The 14,231-nt window shown below is 59.8% G+C and carries 10 protein-coding genes; all 10 read left to right on the top strand.

Annotated features, from left to right (window positions below):
* Positions 1-33 precede the first annotated feature (33 nt).
* Positions 34-831, top strand: coding sequence for an ABC transporter permease (locus RGU41_RS12775; RefSeq protein WP_322136406.1), 798 nt, complete (start codon positions 34-36; stop codon positions 829-831).
* On the top strand, positions 756-1,574 hold the full coding sequence (locus RGU41_RS12770) for an ABC transporter ATP-binding protein (RefSeq protein ID WP_322136405.1): 819 nt from the start codon (positions 756-758) through the stop codon (positions 1,572-1,574). The genes RGU41_RS12775 and RGU41_RS12770 overlap by 76 nt, the downstream gene beginning before the upstream one ends.
* A gap of 123 nt (positions 1,575-1,697) precedes the next feature.
* The gene (locus RGU41_RS12765; protein ID WP_322136404.1) at positions 1,698-4,184 is read left to right on the top strand and encodes a glycosyltransferase; all 2,487 of its coding nucleotides are present in this window, start codon (positions 1,698-1,700) and stop codon (positions 4,182-4,184) included.
* A 98-nt stretch (positions 4,185-4,282) separates the two neighbouring features.
* Positions 4,283-4,621: a hypothetical protein gene (locus RGU41_RS12760; RefSeq protein ID WP_322136403.1), complete on the top strand. Its 339-nt coding sequence runs from the start codon at positions 4,283-4,285 to the stop codon at positions 4,619-4,621.
* Positions 4,618-6,177: a glycosyltransferase family 2 protein gene (locus RGU41_RS12755; RefSeq protein ID WP_322136402.1), complete on the top strand. Its 1,560-nt coding sequence runs from the start codon at positions 4,618-4,620 to the stop codon at positions 6,175-6,177. The genes RGU41_RS12760 and RGU41_RS12755 overlap by 4 nt, the downstream gene beginning before the upstream one ends.
* Before the next feature lie 142 nt (positions 6,178-6,319).
* Positions 6,320-9,436: a hypothetical protein gene (locus RGU41_RS12750; RefSeq protein WP_322136401.1), complete on the top strand. Its 3,117-nt coding sequence runs from the start codon at positions 6,320-6,322 to the stop codon at positions 9,434-9,436.
* Between the two features lie 35 nt (positions 9,437-9,471).
* Positions 9,472-10,629: an acyltransferase gene (locus tag RGU41_RS12745; protein ID WP_322136400.1), complete on the top strand. Its 1,158-nt coding sequence runs from the start codon at positions 9,472-9,474 to the stop codon at positions 10,627-10,629.
* Positions 10,630-10,788: 159 nt separating this feature from the next.
* On the top strand, positions 10,789-11,826 hold the full coding sequence (locus RGU41_RS12740; RefSeq protein WP_322136399.1) for a glycosyltransferase family A protein: 1,038 nt from the start codon (positions 10,789-10,791) through the stop codon (positions 11,824-11,826).
* Positions 11,823-12,896, top strand: a complete 1,074-nt coding sequence (locus tag RGU41_RS12735; RefSeq protein WP_322136398.1) for a UDP-N-acetylglucosamine 2-epimerase — start codon at positions 11,823-11,825, stop codon at positions 12,894-12,896. The genes RGU41_RS12740 and RGU41_RS12735 overlap by 4 nt, the downstream gene beginning before the upstream one ends.
* 42 nt (positions 12,897-12,938) lie before the next feature.
* Positions 12,939-14,198 carry a hypothetical protein gene (locus tag RGU41_RS12730; RefSeq protein ID WP_322136397.1) on the top strand — a complete coding sequence of 420 codons (1,260 nt, stop codon included), beginning with the start codon at positions 12,939-12,941 and terminating at the stop codon, positions 14,196-14,198.
* The last annotated feature ends 33 nt before the right edge of the window (positions 14,199-14,231 follow it).

The following is a 14,231-nucleotide window of genomic DNA, read 5'->3' as shown; positions in this document are numbered from 1 at the left end:
TACATCACGGAAGTTCTTGCATCGCGAGAGCTCTTGGCCAATCTCACCCTGCGTGAAATCAGAGGCCAGTACAAGCGCACCATCTTCGGACAGCTGTGGTCCCTGGTCAACCCACTTGCCACGATGCTGGTCTACACAATCGTCTTCGCGTTCATCCTGCGCGTCACCCCTCCTCCCGGCAACCCGAGCGGCCTGAATATCTTCGCGCTCTGGCTGATGTGCGGACTGCTGCCCTGGGCCTTCTTCTCCAACGTCGTGCAGCAGGGCATGGGCTCGATCATCTCCAACGCGGGACTCGTGCAGAAGGTGTACTTCGCACGCATCGTACTTCCGCTCTCCAAGGTCGGATCCGTCGGTTACAACTGGCTGTTCGAAATGGGCGTGCTCGTCATCGCACTCGCCCTGTTCGGTTCGTTCGTCTGGCCCTGGATCCCGATTGTCCTGGTCGTGATGGTGCTCCTGGCGGTCTTCGCCGCCGGCCTGTCGCTCATGCTCGCCGTGGCCAACGTGCACTTCAGGGACACGCAGTACTTCGTGTCCATCCTGATGCAGATCTGGATGTACCTCACGCCGATCATCTATCCGATCAGCCTCGTCGAGGACCAGTCCAGGGCCCACGGCGGACTCTTCGGAACCTCGATTACCATCATGGACGTCTACCGGCTGAACCCGTTGGAGCGCTTCGTCGCGGTCTTTCGGCAGCTTCTCTACGACAACACCTGGCCGAACGTCCAGGATCTCACTCTCTGCGCCGTATGGGCATGCGCCTCGATGCTGGTGGGCGTGTGGGTTTTCCGCAAGAGCGAGAAGGGACTGGCCGAAGCACTATGAGCGATATCGCTGTGCAGGTTGACCATGTCAGCAAGAAGTTCCGGATGTACCAGGAACGCAACCAGTCGATCAAATCGGCGATCATGCGCGGCCGACGCTCTGTGCATGAGGATTTCTGGGCACTCAAGGATGTGAGCTTCGAGGTGCCGACGGGGTCCACGTTCGGCCTCATCGGCAGCAACGGATCCGGCAAGTCGACCCTGCTCAAGTGCCTGGCCAAGATCTACTACCCCGAGAAGGGTTCGATCTCGTACCAGGGTCGAATCGCCGCCCTCCTCGAGGTCGGTTCCGGTTTTCATCCTGAACTCTCCGGCCGCGAGAACATCTTCCTGAACGGCTCGATTCTGGGCATGTCGAAAAAGGAAGTCACCCGCAAATTCGAGGAGATCGTCGACTTCTCCGGTGTCGAGCAATTCATCGACCAGCCGGTCAAGAACTATTCCTCGGGAATGTACGTGCGGCTGGGCTTCGCCATCGCCATCAACGTCGATCCCGACGTCCTGGTCGTCGATGAGGTCCTGTCCGTGGGCGACGCCGAGTTCCAGGGCAAATGCGCGCAGAAGTTCGTGGATTTCAAGGCTGCCGGCAAGACCGTCATCCTGGTCAGCCACTCGATGGAGTCCGTCCGGGAGATGTGTGACCGCGCTGCGTGGCTCAGTCATGGTCAGCTGGTATCGGTCGGCGACGCGGAATCGACAATTTCTTCCTACCTCGATTCACTCCACGGCGGCGCGCAGCTCTGAATCAGTCGGATGCCGGAGTGACGTTGTCTCCCGAATACATGGATCGGCTGGATCTGTGAATTACGTTTGTCCCCCCAGCCCCAAGCAAGAGGTGAGTTTGTGAAGAAACGACGTTCAGGTGTGGTGTCGGTCGTTCTGGTCAATTTTCGAGGCGCCGAGGACACGATCGAGTGCGTCCGTGGGCTCCTGGACCTTGACTGGCCCCATGAACTGCTCGAGATCATTGTGGTCGAGAACGGTTCGGGGGACGACAGTCTCGCGACACTGCAGCAGATCGCGGAGAGTGTCGTGCTCGTCGAATCCGATGAGAATCTCGGATTCACCGGCGGCTGCAACCTCGGTGTCTCCAAGTCTTCCGGCGAGTTCGTCGCGTTCCTGAACAATGACGCCAAGCCGGACAAGGCGTGGATCACCGAGGCGATCGCCACGTTCTCGACCGGCGCGAACATCGGCGCCGTTGCGAGCAAGGTTCTGGACTGGGAGGGCGACCGCGTCGACTACGTGGGCGCGGCCGTCACCTGGTACGGGATGGGTTACAAGCCGCACGCCGGCGAGGCAGACCACGGTTCCTGGGACGACGAGAAGGACGTCCTTTTCGGAACGGGCGCTGCCATGTTCATCCGCGCCGCTGTCTTCGAAGAACTCGGCGGATTCGACGACAACTTCTTCATGTTCTATGACGACGTTGATCTGGGCTGGCGGCTGAACCTTCTGGGTTATCGCTTCCGTTTTCAGCCGAAGTCCCTGGCCTTCCACAAGCACCACGCGTCGATGAACAAGTTCGGCAATTTCCGTGAGACGTATCTCCTCGAGCGCAACGCGCTCTTCACCCTGTACAAGAACCTCGACGACGAGTCCCTGGCCCAGGTGTTCCCCGGCGCGCTGCTCCTGGCAACGCGGCGCGGAGTCGCACGGGGAGGCCTCGACTCTACTTCGCTCGACCTCCGTAACCCCGGCAACGACGATGAACCGACCCTGCCGATTTCCAAGCAGACCATGGCCGGAATCTATGCCGTCGACCAGTTCGTGGAGCTCCTTCCCGAAATGCGTGCCGCCCGCGCAAAAGTGCAGGAGACTCGGGCAATATCGGATCGCCAGCTCAAAAGCCTCTTCGGGAACACGGACGAGCCCGCATATCCCATCGAAGGCTACCTCCGCGGTTACGAGAAGATCGTGGACAACCTCGGCCAGCTGAACATCGGCGGCCGCCGCCATATCCTCGTCATCACGGGGGATCCCGTCGGTCACCGGATGGCAGGACCCGCCATCAGGGCTTGGAACATCGCCAAGCTCCTGTCGGACGAACATGACGTTCGCCTGCTCAGCATGTCGAAGGCCGTGGCGCTCGATGACGTCGTCGAGGTCGGCGTTATTTCCCATCACCACCCGAGTTCGGTCGACGAACATGAGAAATGGGCCGACGTCATCATCGTCCAGGGGCACGCCCTGGAGCTGTTCCCGAGTCTCGAGACGTCCAGGAAGGTTCTCGTCGTCGACGTCTATGACCCCCTCCAGCTGGAACAGCTGGAACAGGGCCGCGGCCAGACCCTCGCCCTGTGGGACAAGCAGGTGACCGAGGCGAAGGATGCACTCAACCACCAGCTTCTGCTCGGGGATTTCTTCCTGTGTGCGAGCGAGCGCCAGCGACACTTCTGGCTCGGCCAGTTGTCCGCGCTCGGTCGGGTCAACCCGTACACGTATTCGCGGGACAACGACCTCGACTCCTTGATCGCTGTCGCGCCATTCGGGATCCCGTCTGAGGAACCAAAGCAACTCAAGCCGGCCATGCGAGGTGTGGTCCCTGGGCTTGGCGCAGACGACAAGATCATCATCTGGGGCGGTGGGATCTACAACTGGTTCGACCCGAATACCCTCATTCGCGCCGTTGCGAAGCTCTCCGTGGAGCATCCCGATATCCGACTGTTCTTCATGGGCGTGAAGCATCCGAATCCGCTGGTGCCGGAAATGGAAGCCGTTGGTGCGGCGCGCGCTTTGGCCGATGAGCTCGGCATCTCCGGAACACACGTCTTCTTCAATGAGAACTGGGTGCCTTACGACGACAGGCAGAATTACCTGCTGGAGGCCGACCTGGGTGTCTCGACCCATTTCCAGCACGTCGAAACAACCTTCTCCTTCCGGACCCGGATCCTCGACTACCTGTGGGCCGGTCTGCCGATCGTGACGACCGATGGGGACTCCTTCGGAAGTCTTGTCGCGAGTGAATCGCTCGGTGCGGCGGTTCCCGAGCGGGATGTGGACGCCCTGGCGTCGGCCATTGAGACTTATCTCTACGATGAGGTGGCAGTGGCGGCCGCTCGCGAAAACGTGAGCCGGGTTCGCCAGTCCTTCACCTGGGACAAGGCCCTGAAGCCGCTCATCGAGTTCTGCCGCGCTCCCCAGCACGCTGCGGACAAGCAGATCACCGTCGAGAAGAAGAGGAAACGCGGTAAGAGCGGGGCGCCGAAAAGCGCACAACTCGAGTCCGTTCGCCACACCGGACTTCGTCGAGACCTGGGGCGGGTGGCCTACTACTTGCAGCAGGGTGGCCCGGGCGCCGTCATCGAACGGGTCCAGGCCAGGCAGGCGCGCAAGAAGGCCACTGACGACTAGGCCCTACAAGGGGGTACACGCAAACGGGCGCTGGTTAGCCGGGACGTTCGCATCCAATCGGTAAGCTTCACAACGAAATGAAAAGCGATGAGAGTGTAATGATGAGTGCCGAAGAGACCGGCTCGCCGGTGTGCAGCGATCCGGATTGCGCCAAGTCGCGCCAGGAGCGAGACTTGCTCGTGGCGAGCTTGAGAGACTCGACTCATGCGCAACTTATCAGCAGGGATATCGAACTCGGTCTTCGCGCGGAGCTGATGCAGGCCAAGATCGACATTGAGCATGAACGAGGACGCGCGCACCATGAGATCGAACGGGCGCGCGAGCGAGGAGCTCGGGACCTCGAACTCACGCGCAGTTCCACGACCTGGCGGATCGGCCGGGCCGTGACCTCTCCCGTGGGGGCAGCGAAACGACTCCTTCGTCGTTTTCGGAAGTGAGTACCGTGGGCCAGCCCTATTTCTCAGTTCTGACTCCGGTCTACAACACCCCGCTCGCAATCCTTCGGGAGACTATCGCTTCCGTCGAGGCGCAGTCCTTCGTCGACTGGGAACTCATCCTCGTTGACGATCATTCGTCTGAAGTCGCCGTCCGTGACCTGATCCAGCGGGCGGCTGCCGCCGATGGCCGGATCCGGGTTGTCGAGCGTGAGGTCAACGGCGGAATCGTGCAGGCGTCCAACGATGCTGTCGCGGCCGCACGCGGTGATTTCATCGCACTGCTCGACCACGACGACCTGCTCACGAGGAATGCCCTCGAGACGATGTTCGCCGCCATCCGCCGAAATCCCGGCACCGACTATCTGTATTCAGATGAAGACAAGGTCGACGCGGACGGACGATACTTCGATCGTTTCGATAAGCCGGACTGGTCTCCGGAACGCCTTCGCGGCCAGATGTACACCGGGCACCTGTCGGTTTTGCGGACCGCACTCGTGCGAGAGGTCGGCGGTTTCCATCAGGATGCCGAAGGTTCGCAGGACCATGACCTCGTTCTTCGAGTGACCGAGCGTGCGCGCAGGATCGTGCACATTCCGGAAGTCCTCTATCACTGGCGGGCCGTCGCCGGATCAACGGCTGAGGACTCGACGAACAAGCCGTACGCCTGGGACGCCGGCGTGCGTGCTGTCAATGCCCATCTGGGCAGAGTCGGCATCGATGCCACTGCCGTTCGTGGCCCGGTGCCGGGCACGTACAGCATTGAACGTGTTCCGACCCTCGACCGGTCGGTGAGCGTCATCATCCCCACCCGGGGTACTGCCGGGTTCGTCTGGGGGAAACACCGGGTCTTCGTCGTGGAAGCAGTGCGCTCCCTCCTTGCGAAGTCCGAACACCGCAACCTGGAAATCGTGGTCGTTTACGACCCGGATACCCCGGCTTCCGTACTTGAGTCACTCGCGGAACTGGCCGGCGACCGACTTACCTTGGTGCTCTTCAACGGTCCGTTCAACTTTTCCCGAAAGTGCAACGAAGGCTTCCTGTCTGCGCGCGGCGATGTTCTGCTGTTTCTGAACGACGATACTCAGGTCATCACGGACGAATTCGTCGGAAAGTTCATTGCCCCTCTGGAAGAGGCGGACGTCGGCATGACGGGAGCCATGCTCTACTTCGAGGATGGCGCTATCCAGCATGCGGGTCATTTGCACCACATGGGTCAGTTCACTCACGCCTACCTGGGCGCGAAGCAGGGCGACTATGGGGCCTTCTCATCGCTGCTCATCAATCGGGAGGCATCAGGACTGACCGCTGCATGCATCGCCATGCGACGGGACGTCTTCACCGCGGTCGGCGGATTCTCCGAGCTCTTTCCGGGCAACTTCAACGACGTCGATCTGTGCAAGAAGGTCACCCAGGCCGATCTCCGCTTGATCTGGCTCGCCAACGTTGAACTCTTCCATTTCGAATCGCGCTCACGGAACCCGCTGGTCCATTCATTCGAGGAGAAAATGATCCTCGATCGATGGGGTGGCCCGCAGCGCGATCCGTACCTGGCCTGAAGCGGCAGCGCTCGGGTCCAAGGGCTGGCTAGACCCTAAAATAGGTCGTTTTTCGTTCGCGAATGCGAAGATATCGCCGCTTCAATCACGTAGTCTTACCCCTGCGGTCGTGTCCTCAGCCCGAGAGAACGTTGCCCATAAGATGCCGCGCAACCAATGCGCGGCCGGTAACGAAGGCCGGAATATGTTAGCCAAAGTACGGAGAGTCGTCACTGCGCTCGCAGTTGTCGGCCTTATCGGCACGCTGCTCACCACGACGCCCCAGCCAGCTACCGCTCTCAGCGGGTCTGAGTTCGATCCTGGGTACATTATTTCGGACGCTCAGTTCTATTCCCGCGATGCAATGTCGCAGGATCAGATTCAGGGGTTCCTGAACGCTCAGGGTGGTTCCTGCAATGATGCGCTGTGCTTGAGATCCTTGCGCCTCGACACTCCTTCAGTCGCGGCGGAGGACTACTGCAGCGCATATGCGGGTGCTGCTGGTGAATCGGCTGCGTCGATCATTTTCAAAGTCCAGGCCGCCTGCAACATCAGCGCCAAGGTCATCCTTGTGACCCTGCAAAAGGAACAGGCACTCGTCACCCGTTCGAGCACCAGCGACGCGATCCTGCGCAAGGCGATGGGTATGGGATGCCCCGATACGAGTGTGTGTGACGCGCAGTACTACGGATTCTTCAATCAGGTCTATGCGGCATCCCGCCAGTTCAATCGCTACAACCACGGCAGCTTCACCTGGTACAAGGTCGGGGGCACGTCCAACGTCCAGTACAGCCCGACGGCATCCTGCGGATCGAGCCCGGTACAGATCAAGAACAGCGCGACAGCGGCTCTTTACTACTACACCCCGTATCAGCCCAACGCCTCAGCTCTCGCCAACCTCGGCGGCGCCGGCGACGGGTGCGGTTCCTACGGCAACCGGAATTTCTGGGTCTTCTACACCAACTGGTTTGGTTCGCCGACCGGGAATGGCAACCCGTTCGGGTTCGTTGACGGTGCCGTCGCGGTCATGGGTGGGATCCAGATCGGTGGATGGGCCATCGACCCTGACTCGACGAGTCCGATTGAGGTGCATGTATACGTTGACGGTGTGGGTACCCGCACCGTGGCAGACAACGCTCGTGCAGATATCGGCAATGCATATCCCGGTTTTGGAAGTGCTCACGGCTTCTCAGCGACCGTACCTGTCGTCTCCAGTGGAAATCACACCATCTGTGCCTATGCGATCAATGTCGGCCGAGGATCGACGATCCAACTCGGCTGCCTGGTCGTAGCCGCTCGTGGCGGGTCGCCCGTGGGCATGCTTGAGGGGGTGTCGACGTCCGTCGGCTCGGTCACAGCATCGGGCTGGGCGATCGACCCTGATACCGCGGCGTCCATCGCAGTCCACGTCTACGTCGACGCAGTTGGCGTACCGGTTCTTGCCAACGGAACCAGAACCGACGTTGGTGCTGCAAACCCGGGTTATGGCAACGCGCATGGCTATAGCGCGACAGTCTCGACAGGTCCTGGCAGCCACTCTGTATGCGCGTATGGAATCAATGTGGCAAATGGGTCGAACACGCAATTGGGTTGTCAGACGGTGAACGTGCTCGGGGAACAGGGCCGCGCACCCACGGGGGTCTTGGAGACAGTCCGCGCCGTGACCGGCGGCATCGGCGTCACGGGGTGGGCGCTGGATCCGGATACGGCGTCTTCGATCGCCGTTCACGTTTACGTTGATGGAGTTGGTACTGCATACGTTGCGAACAAGGCTCGGCCAGATGTCGGCGCGGCCTATGTCGGATATGGAGACAATCATGGCTTTGCCGAAACTGTGGCGGCCAGTCCCGGTTCCCATAGCGTGTGTGCGTACGGCATCAATGCCGGCCCGGGTCCGAATACGCTGATCCGGTGCACCACGGTCACTGTTCCGGGTGCGACGGGGATCGTTGAGTTGGGTCGTGCGCCGTTTGGCTCATTGGAGGCCGTCCAGGTTGTGGCAGGGGGCGTTCAGGCTTCGGGGTGGGCGATTGATCCCGATACCGCGTCACCGATCGCTGTGCACGTCTATGTTGACGGGACTGGCGTTGCGTTCGTGGCCGATAAGATTCGCACCGACGTGGGTGCTGCGTACTCCGGTTATGGAAACAATCACGGCTTCTCAGAGACTGTTGCTGCTGCGGCCGGGTCGCATCGAGTGTGCGTGTATGGAATCAATTCCGGTTCAGGCGTGAACACCCAGATCGGGTGCACCACGGTCACTGTTCCGGGTGCGACGGGGATCGTTGAGTTGGGTCGTGCGCCGTTTGGCTCGTTGGAGGCCGTCCAGGTTGTGGCAGGGGGCGTTCAGGCTTCGGGGTGGGCGATTGATCCCGATACCGCGTCACCGATCGCTGTGCACGTCTATGTTGACGGGACTGGCGTTGCGTTCGTGGCCGATAAGGTTCGCACCGACGTGGGTGCTGCGTACTCCGGTTATGGAAACAATCACGGCTTCTCAGAGACTGTTGCTGCTGCGGCCGGGTCGCATCGAGTGTGCGTGTATGGAATCAATTCCGGTTCAGGCGTGAACACCCAGATCGGGTGCACCACGGTCACTGTTCCGGGTGCGACGGGGATCGTTGAGTTGGGTCGTGCGCCGTTTGGCTCGTTGGAGGCCGTCCAGGTTGTGGCAGGGGGCGTTCAGGCTTCGGGGTGGGCGATTGATCCCGATACCGCGTCACCGATCGCTGTGCACGTCTATGTTGACGGGACTGGCGTTGCGTTCGTGGCCGATAAGGTTCGCACCGACGTGGGTGCTGCGTACTCCGGTTATGGAAACAATCACGGCTTCTCAGAGACTGTTGCTGCTGCGGCCGGGTCGCATCGAGTGTGCGTGTATGGAATCAATTCCGGTTCAGGCGTGAACACCCAGATCGGGTGCACCACGGTCACTGTTCCGGGTGCGACGGGGATCGTTGAGTTGGGTCGTGCGCCGTTTGGCTCGTTGGAGGCCGTCCAGGTTGTGGCAGGGGGCGTTCAGGCTTCGGGGTGGGCGATTGATCCCGATACCGCGTCACCGATCGCTGTGCACGTCTATGTTGACGGGACTGGCGTTGCGTTCGTGGCCGATAAGGTTCGCACCGACGTGGGTGCTGCGTACTCCGGTTATGGAAACAATCACGGCTTCTCAGAGACTGTTGCTGCTGCGGCCGGGTCGCATCGAGTGTGCGTGTATGGAATCAATTCCGGTTCAGGCGTGAACACCCAGATCGGGTGCACCACGGTCACTGTTCAGTGACATCGTTGGGAACCACAAGTCCCACCATCTCTCGAATGGGGGGCCTTGGGAAGAGGAATAAGGAACTCGACTCGCTGCGCGGCATCGCGGCGATTTCGGTGTTGATGTATCACACTTTGGCAATTAACTTCCCCTTTCTCCAGGCTGGGATTGGCTTGGCGCCAGTTCCCGGAATTGCGAACAACCTGCTGGTGTACTCGCCCCTCCACGTTTTCTGGCTAGGCGCTGAAGCCGTATGGATGTTCTTTGTGCTCTCCGGTTTTGTACTGACACGCGTTGCGGCTAAGGAATCATTTTCCTGGGATGCGTACTATCCGAGTCGGATGGTCCGCCTCTATCTCCCGGTCTTCGCCGCCGTAGCCCTCGCTTGGGTTTCGTTCGTCGTCGTTGCGCACGTGCCGACCGCTGCCGACGGGGATACGCTCACCGGTCTTGCAACCGACTATCCGTTGCTCTCGATCGTTCATGATTTGACGGTCGTAGGCGGTACCAGCACGTCGTTGGGCGTTCTCTGGTCTCTCCAATGGGAAATCATCTTTTCACTTTCGCTTCCCGTGTACTTGTTCTTGGTGCGCCGCCATGGTCTTGCGGCCGGGATTATCGCGGGCGTGGCCTGCCTCCTTGGCTGGTATATCAACGATCCCGTCACATCCTTTCTCCCGATGTTCCTACTGGGCGCCCTACTCGCACAGTATTGGAGTTCAATTGCTCGAGCATTCAGTTTTCTCACCACAAGAAGTGTCAGGTCGTTCGCGGCCGGAGTCGTGCTGATCACTGTCAGCATCTTGGCCATGTGCTCCTTTTATCTGCTCGGACGCGATATCTCGAACGCAGGATGGCCGCCGCGCGTCGTGACCTTGCCGCTCGCGCTCGGCGGCATCTCCTTGCTGCTCGTGCTTGCCCAGGTTTGGATTCCCCTTCGGGCTCTCCTGAGTTCTCGGGTGCCTGTTTTTCTCGGGACCATTTCCTTCAGTCTCTACTTGGTGCATCGCCCCATCGCCGTGGCGTTGGCGTTCGCGCTGCATATCGGCAAGACATCGGCGGTACTGACAGTGGTGGTGAGCCTTGTGGTGGCATGCCTTTTCTATTTCGCAATTGAACGACCGGCGCACCACCTCTCGCAACGCATTGCATCGCGGGTTCGTGCGAGAGCTTCGTCATCGGATGCCGTGATGAGACGCGCCGGGTCCTAACTCCCCAACGAGATGGCGCCCGAGGTGACTCCGGCTCGTCTGTCTCGCCGGACCCGGAGGAGCTGCTCGCTACACTGGGACGTACCGGCAGAATGCCATTGAGCTAGGAGTGATTTCTTGTACAGCGGACACGGGGGCGCTGGCGTCCCGGATTTGTCGGTGGTTATCCCCACATACAACTCGGCGGAATGGCTTCCGACGACTATCGCGGCTTTGGCGCTCGCGCTCTCTAAAACATCCTGGACGGCTGAAATCATTGTCGTGAACGACGGGTCGACCGATGCGACTATCGAGGTTATCGAATCACAGATATCGAATAGCCCGTACCCACTTCGGATCGTGAACCAGGAGAACAAGGGCCGGTTCATGGCTCGATGGGAGGGAATTCAGAGAGCTTCGAGTAGCAAGGTCTTCGTTCTGGACTCGCGGGTTCTGATCCACGAGAGTGCACTGGCTCATTTGGAAAGTGCGCTTCTGGAACGGCCAGGGGTGATGGTGTGGAATGGCCACGTCATTACCGATCCCACAGCTCCCCTCGTCGGACGTTTTTGGGAGGTGCCGACCTTCTTGTTCTGGGGTCGGTATCTTGCCCATCCACGTCCCACACTGATTACACAAGACAATTTCGACAGGCTGCCCAAGGGAACGGGATGCCTTCTGCTACCCAAAGACCTCTATGAACGCGCGTGCCTCGCTTCGTGGCCAAGCGAGAACGCGCACCTAGTCTCCGACGACACCAAGCTTCTCCGATTCATAATCGAAGAGACGCCGATACTTCTCGATCCTGAGTTCTCGGCCACGTATCGGCCTCGTGTGACGTTCCGGGGGTTCCTTTCCCACAGCCGAGGACGAGGAACGCTGTTCGTTGACAGCTACGCGGGAACGAGCGCTGGCCGGGACCTCATCCTCATCCTCTTGGCCATCCTGCCTCCGCTTGTCGCGCTAGGTCTCGCAGCGTTCGCCATGCAGGGCCTTTGGGTGCTGTTTGCGGTCCTGTTGGCAACCGGGCTCGGGTCGATTCTCGCGCCGTTCTTGATCGCGTCCGCGCGTGGTTGCCCCCCACGGGCAGGCGCCTCCTATCTTTGCTACATCGTCCCCTTCGGGCTAACATTTTGGGCCGGCCTTGTCAGAGGAATTCTGGTTCACCGAAAGTCATTTCAATTTCACAAGCAATTCTCAAACGGGGCGAACACTTGATCATTTTCATCTACGGTACGACTGCCGAGGCGATCAAGCTCGCGCCGATCGCTCGGCGGCTCGACGAGCGGAAGATTCCATATCAGCAGTGGTTGACCTTCCAACACACTCAGGCATTAGCCGATAGCCTTCCGACCCTGGGCCTTCCGAAACCAGATCGCATCATTGCAAATGGCAATCGCGGACAGCCGCTGCGTGGCTATAGTGACGTGCTCGTCTGGCTATTCCATATTCTGGGATGGGTCCTTCGCAACGCGTGGGCCATCCGGAGAGAGCTCCCGAAGAACACGATCGTCATCGTTCACGGTGACACTATGACGAGTGTCGTCGGCGCAGTAATCGCGCGTCTGATCGGCGCCAAGTGCGCTCATGTGGAAGCGGGTCTCCGGTCCGGCAATTGGCGGCATCCGTTTCCGGAAGAGATTGACCGCAGAATTGTCGGCGTCTTGGCCTCAATCCACTACACGCCGTCACTTGAAGCCTCGGCGAACTTGAAATCGCGCCGCGGAATTGTATTCACCCACGGTAACTCCGTTGTAGATGCTGTTCTCGATCACAGTGAAGTCAAACGTAGTGACGACGCCAAGTTCGGTGTGGTGTTGCTGCATCGCTTTGAGCTCATCTCTAATAAGCATCTTGTCGAGGAAGCGATTTCGACTTTGGGCGCTGAGAGTCGATACCCGCTCAAGCTCTTGGTAGATGCGTATTCCCAAGGCGCAATGGAGGAGGCTGTCCTCAAGCTGGGACAAGGGAAATTGACGCCTCAACCCAAACTCCGGCACGAGGAGTTTGTGCAGCTGCTCAAGAGAGCGGAATTCATTATTACCGATTCCGGTGGCATCCAGGAAGAGACGGCCCTCCTGGGCGTTCCGACACTCGTCCATCGCAAAGCCACCGAACGCGGTGAAGGGTTGGGTAAGAACGTCGTCCTTTCGGAATGGAAAACGGAGGTCCTGATCGACTTCCTCAAGAACTTTGAGCGCTATCGACAGCCAATCGCTCGGCCCAAGTTCTCTCCTTCAGGGATCATCGTTGACGATCTGATTGAGCGCGGCTATGCCCAGAATTAACAAAGGTTCCCTTCCGGGGGCTCTGCGATTGAACGATCGCCGGTGAAGGCAAATCGTGGAGGATCGTTTCTTGCGCAGCACGGTAGAGCGATCTTCGTCATTGGAGGGATCAGCGGGCTCGGGATCCTTGCGTCGGCCGGTTTTCAGATCGTATCGATCCGAGGTCTTGGCCCACAGGCGTTCGGGCTCCTCGCGTCCTTCCTTGCGCTGATCAATATTGCGTCGATTGGGAGCGGCGCACTGAGGAACTCGGTCGCCGTCGCGACGGCGAGCGGAGCCTCGCGCGAGACTTCAGCCGTAGCAAGTAAGAGGCGAATGGACAGTTCGCTGATCGAAGCCTTGGCACTTGGCGCGATCTGCACCGTCGGAGTGCTTGTGGTCCCGTGGCTGGGAGTAGGAACGGGCCGCGAAAGCTCCGATGTCATTGCACTGCTCTTCGTCGCCGGCACAATCACGCCGTACTTCCTATTCGCGCGTGCCCAGGGAATTCTCCAGGGTGCGGGAGATCCCCGTTCGGTGATCTGGTGGTCGACTGGAGCCCAAATTGCACAGCTCCTACTGAGCATTGCAGTACTTCTGTGTGGTTTTGGCGCGCTGGGCATTCTCTCTGTTCTCTTAGTCACGGCGGTTATTGGCGCCGCGGGATCAAGTATTCAAGCACGCCGATCATCGGTTCGACTGTCCGGTCGGCCGTTTACGGTCGAGAGTTCCGTGGTGCTCCTGCTGACCATCACATTCGCCTGGTTGACGAACATGGACGTCGTATTGGTGCGGGCCGGATCGCCGGAGAACATCGCGGGGGCCTATGCCGCCGCCGCGGTTCTCATCAAGACGACCCTGATCGTGCCGGCCACCCTCTCCCTCTACCTGCTGCCGCGTTTCGTGAGCCGAAAGAAGGATGCGTCCATGACTAAATATGGAGTCAATGTCACGCTGGCCATTACATTCTTGTCTGGCGTTGCCATGTTCATTATCGTGTCCCTGGCTGGTGGGCTGATCGTTCCCGTGTTCGGACCGGGATACCAATCAAGCCTGCAACTCCTGCCATGGCTCGCGCTGGCGTGGCTGCCCTGGGCGATGGCTCAGGGACTCCTTATCCGGCTGACCGCCTCGAGCTCAAAACTGGCCTTGGTCGCACTCGTCGTAGTCGCAATAGTCCAATGGATTGGTTCTACCGCACTGCTCCCGGATGTGCTCGCCATGATTGCCTTGAACGGGATACTCGGGTTTGCTGCCTTGGTTGTCCTCTTCCTTGTCCACCTCAGGTCCTCGAAGATTGATGGTCGCGGCGTCGAGTCGTGAACCAGCATCTCGTTCGAGACAGGACGAGTAGAC

This window comes from Cryobacterium sp. 10C3, from assembly GCF_034314285.1.
Taxonomy (GTDB): domain Bacteria; phylum Actinomycetota; class Actinomycetes; order Actinomycetales; family Microbacteriaceae; genus Cryobacterium; species Cryobacterium glucosi.
The sequence above is the reverse complement of the archived record's forward strand: the minus strand, read 5'-3'. Positions and strand labels throughout refer to the sequence as shown.

Coding starts and splice junctions, on each gene's coding strand:
- RGU41_RS12770 (WP_322136405.1), top strand. CDS start 756: ATGGGCATGCGCCTCGATGCTGGTGGGCGTGTGGGTTTTCCGCAAGAG.
- RGU41_RS12760 (WP_322136403.1), top strand. CDS start 4,283: ATGATGAGTGCCGAAGAGACCGGCTCGCCGGTGTGCAGCGATCCGGAT.
- RGU41_RS12750 (WP_322136401.1), top strand. CDS start 6,320: ATGCCGCGCAACCAATGCGCGGCCGGTAACGAAGGCCGGAATATGTTA.
- RGU41_RS12745 (WP_322136400.1), top strand. CDS start 9,472: ATGGGGGGCCTTGGGAAGAGGAATAAGGAACTCGACTCGCTGCGCGGC.